At 72.0% G+C, this 9,551-nt stretch carries 9 protein-coding genes and 1 pseudogene; 2 read left to right on the top strand and 8 right to left on the bottom strand.

Features of this window, described 5'->3' with window-relative positions; translation table 11 throughout:
* Nucleotides 1-391 (bottom strand): annotated as a pseudogene (locus ACZ6JE_RS12840) (hypothetical protein); the annotation flags it as partial.
* 186 nt (nucleotides 392-577) lie between these two features.
* Between ACZ6JE_RS12840 and ACZ6JE_RS12835 the strand changes: the two are divergent.
* Nucleotides 578-2,311: a RecQ family ATP-dependent DNA helicase gene (locus tag ACZ6JE_RS12835; protein ID WP_464319189.1), complete on the top strand. Its 1,734-nt coding sequence runs from the start codon at nucleotides 578-580 to the stop codon at nucleotides 2,309-2,311.
* A 54-nt stretch (nucleotides 2,312-2,365) separates the two neighbouring features.
* Here ACZ6JE_RS12835 and glsA read toward each other — a convergent pair whose 3' ends face one another.
* The 7 genes from glsA to ACZ6JE_RS12800 form a co-directional block, all read right to left on the bottom strand.
* Entirely contained in the window at nucleotides 2,366-3,277 is a 912-nt protein-coding gene (gene glsA, locus ACZ6JE_RS12830) for a glutaminase A (protein ID WP_192061706.1), read from the bottom strand.
* A 20-nt stretch (nucleotides 3,278-3,297) separates the two neighbouring features.
* Nucleotides 3,298-3,621 (bottom strand): biopolymer transporter Tol, encoded by a 324-nt coding sequence (locus ACZ6JE_RS12825; protein WP_464319188.1) that lies wholly within the window; start codon nucleotides 3,619-3,621, stop codon nucleotides 3,298-3,300.
* Between the two features lie 189 nt (nucleotides 3,622-3,810).
* Complete coding sequence (locus ACZ6JE_RS12820; RefSeq protein ID WP_192061708.1) at nucleotides 3,811-4,125, bottom strand: hypothetical protein; 315 nt, start codon at nucleotides 4,123-4,125, stop codon at nucleotides 3,811-3,813.
* A 184-nt stretch (nucleotides 4,126-4,309) separates the two neighbouring features.
* Nucleotides 4,310-5,866, bottom strand: a complete 1,557-nt coding sequence (locus tag ACZ6JE_RS12815) for a GMC family oxidoreductase (protein WP_192061709.1) — start codon at nucleotides 5,864-5,866, stop codon at nucleotides 4,310-4,312.
* A complete protein-coding gene (locus ACZ6JE_RS12810) occupies nucleotides 5,863-6,930 on the bottom strand; it encodes a hypothetical protein (protein ID WP_464319187.1) in 1,068 nt (355 codons plus the stop codon). The genes ACZ6JE_RS12815 and ACZ6JE_RS12810 overlap by 4 nt, the downstream gene beginning before the upstream one ends.
* 491 nt (nucleotides 6,931-7,421) lie before the next feature.
* On the bottom strand, nucleotides 7,422-7,760 hold the full coding sequence (locus ACZ6JE_RS12805; protein ID WP_192061711.1) for a hypothetical protein: 339 nt from the start codon (nucleotides 7,758-7,760) through the stop codon (nucleotides 7,422-7,424).
* 445 nt (nucleotides 7,761-8,205) lie between these two features.
* On the bottom strand, nucleotides 8,206-8,367 hold the full coding sequence (locus ACZ6JE_RS12800; protein ID WP_192061712.1) for a hypothetical protein: 162 nt from the start codon (nucleotides 8,365-8,367) through the stop codon (nucleotides 8,206-8,208).
* 243 nt (nucleotides 8,368-8,610) lie between these two features.
* Between ACZ6JE_RS12800 and ACZ6JE_RS12795 the strand changes: the two genes are divergently transcribed.
* The gene (locus tag ACZ6JE_RS12795; protein ID WP_243215720.1) at nucleotides 8,611-9,510 is read left to right on the top strand and encodes an SDR family oxidoreductase; all 900 of its coding nucleotides are present in this window, start codon (nucleotides 8,611-8,613) and stop codon (nucleotides 9,508-9,510) included.
* Nucleotides 9,511-9,551: the final 41 nt, after the last annotated feature.

The following is a 9,551-nucleotide window of genomic DNA, read 5'->3' as shown; positions in this document are numbered from 1 at the left end:
GGGTCGGCGTGGGGGTCGCGCTGGGGCCGAACTGCGCGGCACCCGGTCGTGCGGTCGCGGACGTCGTGGCCGGTTCAGCCGTCGGCTGGCCAGCGCTCCCCAGGACATCGCCGAAGACGACGAAGCAGGCCGCCACCACGGTGACGACGGCGACCGTCACGGCGATGATCGGCAGGGCGAGACCACCGCGACGCCGGTCGGTGTCGGGGTCGGTGACGGGTTCGGGGTCGTCGTCGGGGGCGCCGAAGAGCATCTCGTGCCCGGATCGCTCGGCGGGCTGGCGGGGCTGATCGGGCTGGCGGGGCTCGGCGGGCTGGCGGTGCTGATCGCGCTGGCCGGCCCCGTCGGGCGCGTCGTCCGGCCCCTGCGCGTCGCGGTCGTCGTCGGTCATGCGGCCCCCCAAGGGTGATCTCTCGAAGCAGGTGCTCCCCCGCGGACGATCCTAGGGCGGGTCGGAGTAGTGTGCCGCGCCGATCGGGAGCCGGGGTACGGCGGGCCGATCATCGGCTGTCAGTCGTGCGCGTGTCCCGGTCGGCGAGCCTGAGATGGACCTCTGCCCCACCGACACGAGGACCACATGAGCACGACACGCACCGCACCCACCGCCGACACCGCAAGCACCGCATGCACCGCACCCCCCGCAGCCCGCACCGCCCGCATCACGACCGCCGCCGCCGACCTGTTCGGCTGGGACGATCTGCACGCCGGGCAGCTCGAGGCGATCGAGGCCGTCGTCGCGGGTCGCGACACCCTGGGCATCATGCCGACCGGGTTCGGCAAGTCGGCGATCTACCAGGTCGCCGGTGCCGTGCTCGACGGGCCGACCGTCGTCGTGTCGCCCCTCATCGCGTTGCAGGCCGATCAGGTCGCCGGGCTTGTCGGGCGCCCCGATGCGCCCTCGGCCGTCGCCATCAACTCGGGTCACACCGACGCCGAGAACGACGCCGGCTGGCAGCGTCTCGCCGCGGGCGAGATCACGTACGTGTTCCTCGCCCCCGAGCAGCTCGCACGAGACGAGACCGTCGACCGCCTGAGAGACGCCGGAGTCGCCCTCGTCGTGGTCGACGAGGCCCACTGCGTGTCGTCCTGGGGTCACGACTTCCGGCCCGACTACCTGCATCTCGGCGAGATCGCCGAGCGCCTCGGCCGCCCGACGGTGCTGGCGCTGACGGCGACCGGGTCGGGGCCGGTGCGCGACGAGATCGTCGAACGGCTGCGACTGCGCGATCCGCTGATCATCAGCCGCGGCTTCGATCGACCCAACCTCGCCCTCGAGGTGGTGCGCCACGAGGACGACGACGAGAAGATGCGCGCCGTCGTCGAGCAGGTGGCCGGCTCGACCACGCCCGGCATCGTCTACGTGGCGACCCGGAGAGCCACCGAGGCCTACACGGCGGCGATCGCGGAACGCCGCCCCGACCGGACGGTGGTCGGCTACCACGGCGGGCAGCGGTCGGCCGAGCGCGGGCAGCTGCACGAGAGGTTCCACGCCGGCGAGGTCGACGTCGTCGTGGCGACCAGCGCCTTCGGCATGGGCATCGACAAGCCCGACGTGCGCTTCGTCGTGCACGCCGACGTGCCCGATTCGCTCGACGCCTACTACCAGGAGATCGGGCGGGCCGGTCGTGACGGAGACCCGGCCACCGCCACCCTGCATTACCGTCCCGAGGACCTGTCGCTGCGGTCGTTCTTCGCCTCGGGGCTGCCCGGCCGCGCCGATCTGCGGGGGGTCTTCACGGCGCTGTCGGCCGCCGGACGCCCGGTGACCCGTGCCGAGGTCGCGGGGCAGCTCGCGCTCGGTTCGCGCACGGTGTCGCGCCTCATCGATCTGCTGCTCGAGGGCGGGGCGCTGACCGAGTCGACGGACGGGTTCGAGCCGGTCGCCGGTCTCGACGCGGCGGAGGCGGCGGGTGCGGCTCGCGAGGTCGCCCAGACCCGCGAGCGCGTCGCGACGTCCCGGATCGAGATGATGCGCACCTTCGCCGAGGCCGCCGGCTGCCGCCGCCGGTTCCTCCTCGGCTACTTCGGCGAGGACTCGCCCGAGCACTGCGGCAACTGCGACCTCTGCCTGTCGGACGCCCGCACCGGGACCGATGCCGAGGAGGCGCGCTCGGGAGACGAGGAGGCGCGCCCCACCGACACCGCGCCTCCTGCATTCGCCACCGACGCCCGCGTCGTCCACGCGACCTGGGGCGAGGGCACGGTCATGGGCACCGACGACGACCGGATGACCGTCTTCTTCGAGAGCCAGGGCTACAAGGTGCTCTCCGTGACGGACGTGCTCGAGCGGGGGCTGCTGACCCCGGCCTGACGCGGGTGCCGGGTGCTGGGTGCCCGCCGCTCGCGGCCGGGTGTGCCGGCGGCCCTAGCCGCGGTAGCCGAACGAGTGCAGACCGTGCTGCTCGGCGAGGGCGCGGCTGAGGGCCTCGCCGCGGACGCTCGTGCCGAGCTCGTCGAGCGGTGGGCTGATGATCGCCGCGCCGAGCCGATTCGGGGCGGCGAGCACGATGGCGCCCGAGACGCTGGACTTCGCGGGCACGCCGACCGAGCGCATCCAGCGCCCCGAGCCGTCGTAGACCCCGCAGGTCGCCATCACCGAGACGACGTCGCGCGCCACCTCGGCCGAGACGACGCGTTCGCCGGTGACCGGATTGCGCCCGCCGAACGCCAGCGTCGCCCCCATCACGGCGAGGGCGACGGCGTCGACCATCACCGAGCACGCACGGGCGTAGACGGCGACGGCCTCGTCGGCGGTCTCGTCGAGCGTCCCCTCCGAGCGCATCAGGTGGGCGAGCGCATGATTGCGGTCGCCGTGCAGCTGCTCGCTCTCGCTGATCTCGCGGTCGTAGTCGAGCTCGCGACCGGCGAAGGCGCTGAGGCCGGCGAGGATCCGGTGGATGCGCGCATCGCCCGAGTCGCCGTCGACCAGGTTGGCGGTGAGCAGCGCCCCCGCGTTGACCATCGGGTTCGGCGGCCGACCCGTGTCGCTCTCGAGCTTGATCGCGTCGAACGCCTCGCCCGTCGGCTCGATGCCCACCCGGTCGAGCGCGGCGCCGTCCGAGTCGGCGAGAGCCAACGCGAACAGGAACGGCTTCACGGCCGACTGGATCGAGAACGGATGCTCGGCGTCACCCGAGGCCACCACCTCGCCCTCGGGCCGGACCAGAGCGACCCCGAACAGGTCGGGGTCGGCCTCGGCGAGCTGCGGGATGCTGTCGTCCACCGCCCCTCCTCGGGTGGACACGAAGGAGGCGCGGAGGGCATCGAGCGACGGCATGCCTCCCAGCGTGGCAGGGTCTACGGCTTCCCGACCGACGCGAACCAGTCGGCGTACCGCGTGTTCTCGGCCATGCGGCGGGTCTCGTCGGGTGCGTCGTCGCTCCACCAGACGGGGCCGCGCTCGCCGAGGGCGGTCTTCGCCGCGTCGACTCGGGCGCGGGCCTGCTCGACGGCGGCCGGGTCGTCGTCGCCGAGCGCGGTCTTCTTCGCGCGCCGCGTCTCCATCAGGTCGTGCACGAGCTCGGCCCGCCGGTCGTCGCTCAGCGACGGGTCGGACCGCCGCCAGAGGCGACCGCGCACGACGATGTAGCGGCCGTCGGGGGTCTCGAGCGGGGCGGTCATGACGCCAGTCTGGCTGCGTCGGCGTCGCGGGGGCCGGACCCGACGGGCTGTGTCAGTTAGCGCGTGCCAAACCCGACAGTTCTGCCCCGGGGGAGCTGAAACGCCAGGAGATGCTGCCCGTCAGGGGCCGTTCAGTCGCGATTTGCACAGAGCACGATTTGCATGGCGGGGGCGCGCGGAGCGGTGCGGCTAGGGGTGCTCGTCCTTCATGGGGAGGCGGTCGTCGCCGACGCTGTCTCCGGTCGTGGCCGACCAACGGGTGACCAGACGGCGGGCGATCGGCAGGGGGCACGGGATCGTGACCGCGCCGGTGCGGCTGACGATCGTCAACCGGGCCGCACCCGACTGGCCGCGGTGCCACATGCGCGAGATGTCCATCGTGACACCGCCGCTGTCATCGCTGTCGTCGCGGCGAGGTTCGGTCATCTCGAGGGTCAGGCGGTTGCCGAAGACGGTGATGCGGTAGACGACGCCGCCGTCGCTCCAACTCTCGTCACTACCCACGGGACCAAGATACGAACAAGCGTTCGATCCTGTCCAGCCGAGTACGGCCCCGATCCGCCGGAGTTTCCGAAAACGGACAACCCGGACATGCCCGCCGCCCGCACCGCCTATCCTGCGATCCACCGACCGGCCGCCTGCCGATCGACCAGGCCCCGCTGCCCCGGCCCCGCCGACCGGCCCCCGTCTACCCCGCGACCCGCGCCGCCAGGAACTTCTCGGCCGTCCGCAGCCCGAGCGCCATGATCGTCAACGCGGGGTTGGCGACGACCGCGCTCGGGAAGACGGAGTTGTCGCAGACCCAGAGGTTCGGCACGTCGAAGCTGCGCCCGTCGGCGTCGACCACGGCGTCCGTCGCGTCGTCGCCCATGCGGCAGGTGCCGATGGTGTGCGCCGTGCGGGCGAGCACCATCGTGTCGGTGGCACCGGCGGCCTCGACGATGGCGGTCATCGTCGCGATGGCGTGCTCGTCGATGGCGTCTTCGTTGGGGCCGGCGCTGAACGAGACGATCGCCTTGGGGATGCCGAACTCGTCGAGCTCGTCGGACAGCACGAGGCGGTTGTCGTCGCTCGGCAGGCACTCGGCGTTGATGCCGACCCCGGCCAGGTACCGGTAGCCCTCCATCGCCTCGACGAGCTCGTCGCCCCAGAGTCCGCCGCCGCGCACCAGAGTCGTGGCCAGCGTCAACGGCATGACCCCGAGGCTCTGGATGAGATAGCCGCCCACGAAGTCGACGCCCTCGGGTCGCATCGTGTCTTCGGTGATGATCGACGACGGGTAGCCGCGGTGGCTGCGGATCTCCTCGGTGAAGGTGCCCCACACCTGGGTCGCCCCGTGCGCCATGTAGTTGCGGCCCACCTGGTCGCTGCTGTTGGCGAGCCCGGTGTGCAGCAGCAGACGGGGCGTCTCGACGCCGCCCGCGCAGAGGAACAGCGCCTTCGTGCGCTGACGGTGCTCGACCCCGTCGCGGGTGTAGACGACGGCCGACACCTCGCCGGCCTCGTCGAGCTCGATGCCGTGCACCATCGACCCGGGTCGGATCTCGGCGCCGTGCGCCACCGCCGACGGCAGGTAGGTGGTGTCCATGCTGACCTTGGCGCCGTTGCGGCAGCCCTGGTGGCAGCTGCCGCAGTTGACGCAGGCGTGGCGCATGCCCGCGTGCTCCTGCTCGCGGTCGACGGTGGTGATCGCGACCGGGCCGTCGGTCGCGGTGATGCCGAGCGCCTCGCACCCGCGGATCATCATGTCGGACGACGCGTTGCGCGGCGCCGGCGGCAGCGTGTACCGCCGCGAAGGGTCCCAGGGGTAGTCGGCGGGCCCGGCGATGCCGACGAAGGCCTCGACGCGCTCGATGTACTCGATCAGCTCGGCGTGCTCGATCGGCCAGTCGACGCCCTTGCCGGTCAGCGACTTCAGCCGCAGATCGCGCTCGTCGGGGCGGGGCGTGAAGGCGCCCCAGTGCAGGGTCGACCCGCCGACCCCCTTGCCGCTGTTGTTCAGGCCGAAGGCCGTCGGGTTCTCGCCGGCGCTGAGGCGTTCGTCCATCCAGTTGATGGCGACGGCCTCGGTCTCGTCCTGGGTGAAGAGCTCGGGGTCGAAGTTCGCCCCCGCCTCGAGCGCGACGACGTGCAGACCCTGCGCCGCCAGCGTGCTGAGGATCGGCGCCCCGCCGGCGCCCGTGCCGATCACGACGGCGTCGACGATCTCGTCGTCGGAGTAGGTGGTCATCTGGTCGAGGTTCATCGGACGACCTCCATCGTCGGTTCCCACTGCTCGCGTCGGTCGGCGCCGAGCAGGTCGAAGCCCTGGAAGAGCGCGCCGCCCGGTCCGCCGTTGGCGAAGCCGTCGAAGCCGATGCGCTCCATCGTCGCCGGGTGGGCGAGCCAGGCGCGCACGAGGTCGACCCGTGCGTCTTCGAACCAGAGCTGCATCTGCTCGGCGGTCATCTCGCCGGCCGATGGCTCGAACTCGCCGGCGACGAGAGCGGCGACCCGTGCGCGCTGGTCGTCGACACCGAGGAGGCGCAGGTCGGCGAGGGCGTCGAGCCCGCGTCGGTAGGCCTCGCGGTCGGGCGGCAGGGCGTTGTTCCGCCAGCCGTCGGACTTGCCGAGGTTCTGATCGACGTCGATCCGTGCCGCGAGGTCCAGTTCGGCACCGGGCCAGGGGGCGCGCTGGGGCACGACCAGGTCGGCGACGACGCGCAGCGTCTCGAGCTGCGACGTCGAGAGGGTCTGCGGCCGGTAGTCGGGGTCGTCGGCGAGGGCGCGACGGGCGAGCAGCGCCCGGGTCTGCGGACTGGTGCGGGTCGAGGCGATGACCTCGGCGAAGTCGAGCGACATGGTCGGCCCGAGCCCGGCGCGATCGCGCCAGAACGTCGTGATCGCCTCGACGAGCGACTCGCCCGAGGCCGCGGCCGAGGCGTCGTCGAGCACGAGCGCGGGGACGCCGTCGAAGTCGCCCGGCGAGGTCACCACCACTCCGGCGAGACCGAACACGCCCGCCTCGCCCGACAGGATGCGCGCCACCGTCTGCGAGACGGCGTCGACGCGGGCGCCGCTCGCGGCCAGCAGCCACCGGGATGCTCCGGAGGCGCGGATCGCCTTGACGACGGCCGTCACGACCTCGTCGTCGGTCGCCCCGGTCGAGGGCGCCGAGGCGATGTGGACGTCGAGGGAGGCTGCCCCCGGGTCGCTCGACGCGGCGGCGAGCGCGGCACCGAGCGAATCGTCGGACCGATCGGGGTCGGGGTCGGCGTCCGACAGGAAGACGACGGTCGCACGTGTTGGCGTGGGTCGATCAGGTGACACGGGGCTCCTCGTGAGAACGGCCTCGAACGAGGCTCGTCCGACGATACGTCTCCCGCCGAGACTCGGCCCGGCTTGCGCCGGAGAGCGAACAGCGGGACGGCGGCGCACTGGCCCTGTGGAGGGATCGACGCCGCGAGATCGGTGCCCAGCAGGATCCCGGATCGTCGTTGATCCGAGAGCCCGCGCCGAGGTTCGGGTCCTCGACGGGTGTCGTCCGCTGCGTCGGCGCGTGATCTCGGCGGGTTTCGGGTACTCGCCGGGAACGCCGTCCACAGTGGAGTGGACACACGGGTTGCTAGGCACCCGGGGGAGCATTCGGAGGCGTCGGCGCCCCGGTTGGGGGGTATCCGGATGTGTTCGCGAATCGGATAGCGAGGCCGTTCCGTGGCCAGCTGGCGATTACTCTCGCGCGCCTCCGGCGACCACCCTTCGCGCGCCTCCTGCGGCTCCCTTCGCGCGCCTCCTGAAGGCGTCGACGTGCGCGGTCGGGCTCAGCGCGCCGTGCGGGCTCCCGCGGGCACGACCGGCTCGATCAGGCGCACATGGCTGGCGGCGACCCTCTTCGGCTGATCGGCGAAGGCGGCGGCGCGCGAATCGCTCGCGAGGTAGGCCTCCTCGACCGCGGCGAAGGTGGCGGCGTCGCCTGCGACGCTGACCGCCCAGACGAACTCCCCGGCCTCGCGGTCGGCGTACGCGAACTCGACGGCGAACCCCTCGGCCTCGCGGGCCGGAACGATCCGGGCCTGGAACCACTCGACGAACTCGTCGAACACGCCCTCGACGAGTTCGTAGCGGCGCAGCTGGACTGTCTTCTCGGCGTCGATGCTCATGGCGGACAGCCTAAGACGGCCGCACCCGCACCCGCACCCGCACCCGCACCCGCTCCCGCACCCGCAGACGACGACGGGCCTCCCGGTGAGGGGAGGCCCGTGGTCGGTGATCCTCGTCGGCGTCCCACGTCGTGGGCCGCTGGTACGGATCGTGCTCGGTCGTGCTGATGACGCAGGAGGAGCGGGTCGTGCTGATGACGCAGGAGGAGCGGGTGGCGCGGTGACGTCAGGTGACGCCGATCTCAGTCGAGGTCGTCGTCGTCGATGCCGGTGTCGAAGTACGACACGTGGTCGACGTCGTCGGACGAGGCCAGGATGCGGCTGGAGAAGGAGGGTCGCATGGCTCAGGCCGCCAGCGGACCGTCTTCGCCACGTCCGACGAAGAGTTCGGAGAGGTCGAGCGCTTCGGTGGGCGCGAGTTCGACGTGACGCAGCTCGGACGCGCTCATGCGCCGAAGCCCAGGGTGACGAGGAGGGCGGCCGTGGCCATGACGCTGGCCGCGACGGCCGACGTGGCGACGACGAAGAGGGTGGCCTGGCGTTCCGTGTCGCGCACCTCGGAGAAGGGGCTGCGGACGCGACCGGTGGTGGGGCGGATGAGGCTCATCGTGGTGCTCGTTTCTGGCAGCCCTGCGCTGCCCTTGACTCTCGGTGGAGAGGCCGTGAGCCGCTCCGCACCGCCGTGAAGTCGATGCATGAGCATGCTGTCACGGGAATCGCTAGACCGACTAACTATCCGTGCATCCAGTGCGCATGACGGATAACACCCGCCGATCGGGGTCGCGGGCCACCGTGCGACGCGGGGTACGCACGCACCCTCCGCTCAGGACCCCGGCGTACGACGGACGGCATGGACCGCGATCAGTACACCTTCGACGACCCCCGCACGCGCTTCCCCGTGATCAGCCCCGAGGTGCAGCAGCAGCCCGAGCCGGGCCTGCAGTCGAGGATGGACCCGGTGCCCGACCTCGGCGAGAGCACCTACCGCGGCTCGGGTCGCCTCACGGGTCGCAAGGCGCTCATCACCGGTGCCGACTCGGGCATCGGCGCCGCCGTCGCCATCGCCTACGCGCGTGAGGGCGCCGACGTCGCGCTGTCGTACCTCCCCTCCGAAGAGGAGGACGCCCGCCACGTGATCGAGGTCGTCGAGGCGGCCGGTCGGAAGGCCGTCGCGATCCCCGGGGACCTCACCAGCGCCTCCTTCTGTCGCACGCTGGTCGAGGAGGCGGTGGCCGGCCTCGGCGGACTGGACGCCGTCGTCAACGTGGCCGGTCGGCAGATCTGGCAGGACGGCATCGAGAAGATCACCGACGAGCAGTTCGACCTCACCTTCAAGACCAACGTCTACGCCCCGTTCTGGATCATCAAGGCCGCCCTGCCGCACCTCGGCCCGGGCTCGACCATCATCAACACCGCGTCGCTCGAGGCCTACACGCCGGCGCCCGACCGCCTCGACTACGCCACCACGAAGGGCGCGATCAACAACTTCTCGAAGGGGCTCGCGCAGCAGCTCGTCTCGAAGGGGATCCGCGTCAACGTCGTCGCGCCCGGGCCGACCTGGTCGGTGCTGCAGGTCACCCAGGGCGTCGACCCCGAGACCCTGCCCGAGTTCGGCTCGAGCGAGTCGCCGATGGGCCGCGCGGCGCAGCCCGCCGAGCAGGCCCCCGCCTACGTGTTCCTGGCGAGCGCCGAGTCGAGCTTCGTCGCCGGCGAGACCCTGAACGTGAACGGCGGCATGGTCACTCCGTAGCCCGAATAAGGTGGGGGGCGTTGCCCGACGACCCGGACAGG

The sequence above is a fragment of the Frigoribacterium sp. AC759 genome, assembly GCF_979256015.1.
Note: the sequence above shows the minus strand (reverse complement) of the source record. Positions and strands in the feature narration are given on the sequence as shown.